Below are 1,333 nucleotides of genomic sequence, written 5' to 3' on the forward strand. Positions count from 1 at the left end.
ATCGACAGGCTGAAAATTCGCGAAAACAGCGAAAACCTCCTGCGTACCCAATCCAAGGATTTGCGTGTCGGCGCCTGGCTGACCTGGTCGCTTTACCAGCGTGAATCCTTCCCCGGGCTGCTTGCCGGCCTTGGTTTACTGCACCACTTGTCGGAAAACCACTGGGCCGACGTTCACCCGCTTAAACCCCGCACACGTGCCGCTTCCATTGGCTGGCTGGTGCCGCGTCTTGAGCAGGTCATCACCGAAAACATTGCGATCAAAGAGCAGTTGCCAATGTTTCGGCAGCTCTCCGAGCACCTTTCCGGTCTCGAAGCCGCTTGCGCTGAGCATCTGGGCGACGACTCGCCACTGTTGCTGCCAATCTCCCGTCGCCTGAAAACCATGATCCAGCGCGCTGCCGACAACCAGCCGGCGCCCGGCGTAGTGGGTGCGGCGGTGGCGCAGGTCAAGCAGGCGGCGAGTCAGCTGCTGACGCCCGGCGCGCCGATCGACAACGAAAGAGATGCCCACAAAGCACTGCGCGCCCAGCAGGAAAGCGCCCGGCCGTTGTGCGCATGGTGGCTCAAGCAAAAGGCCACCGACCTGCGCGCCCTGCGCCTCAACCGCACACTGCTGTGGATGACCATCGACGCGGTGCCAGAGCGCAATGCCGAGCAGATCACCGTGTTGCGCGGTCTGCCGCTCGATAAGCTGAAGCTCTATCAAGACCGATTCGATCAGGGCAAATACGCAGACCTGCTGGTGGAACTGGAGGCGAGCCTGGCGAAGGCGCCGTTCTGGTTCGATGGCCAGAGGATGGTCTGGGAATGCCTCCAGAACCTCAACGCCGAGCTGGCCATGCGCGAAGTGGAAATCCACTTCGCGCTTTTGATTCAGCGCCTTCCCGGCATTGTCGAATTGCGTTATCACGACGGCGCGCCGTTTGCCGATCCGTCCACCCGGGCGTGGATCGCCGCCAACGTCATGCCGCACCTGCAAAGCGCCAGTGCGCCGCGCAAGGTCGAAAGCGACAACGTCGAAACCCAGCCAGCCTGGGAAAAAGCCCTCGAAGAAGTCTTGCCGACTCTGCGCAAGGAAGGCCTCAAGCCTGCCGTGCAGATTCTCAAGCAAGGGCTGCAATCGTCCCACGGCGGGCGCGAGCGCTTCTTCTGGCAGTTCGCACTCGCAAGGCTGTGCTTCATGGCCAAGAAATACGAACTGGCCAAGAACCAGTTGGAAACCCTCGATCAGACATTACAGGACTCAGGCCTGCACGCCTGGGAGCCCGATCTTGCATTGGAAGTGCTGCACCTGCTGCACAGTTGCTGCGAGTTGTTGCCGCAGAACCATG

General features: G+C 61.1%; 1 protein-coding gene. It reads left to right on the forward strand.

Annotated elements, in window-relative coordinates:
• Nucleotides 1–1,333 (forward strand): type VI secretion system protein TssA (tssA, locus tag ACIQVE_RS11375; protein ID WP_402807956.1); only part of this gene is annotated, 1,333 nt, incomplete at both ends.

Source organism: Pseudomonas sp. NPDC098747, assembly GCF_044760045.1.
Classification (GTDB): domain Bacteria; phylum Pseudomonadota; class Gammaproteobacteria; order Pseudomonadales; family Pseudomonadaceae; genus Aquipseudomonas.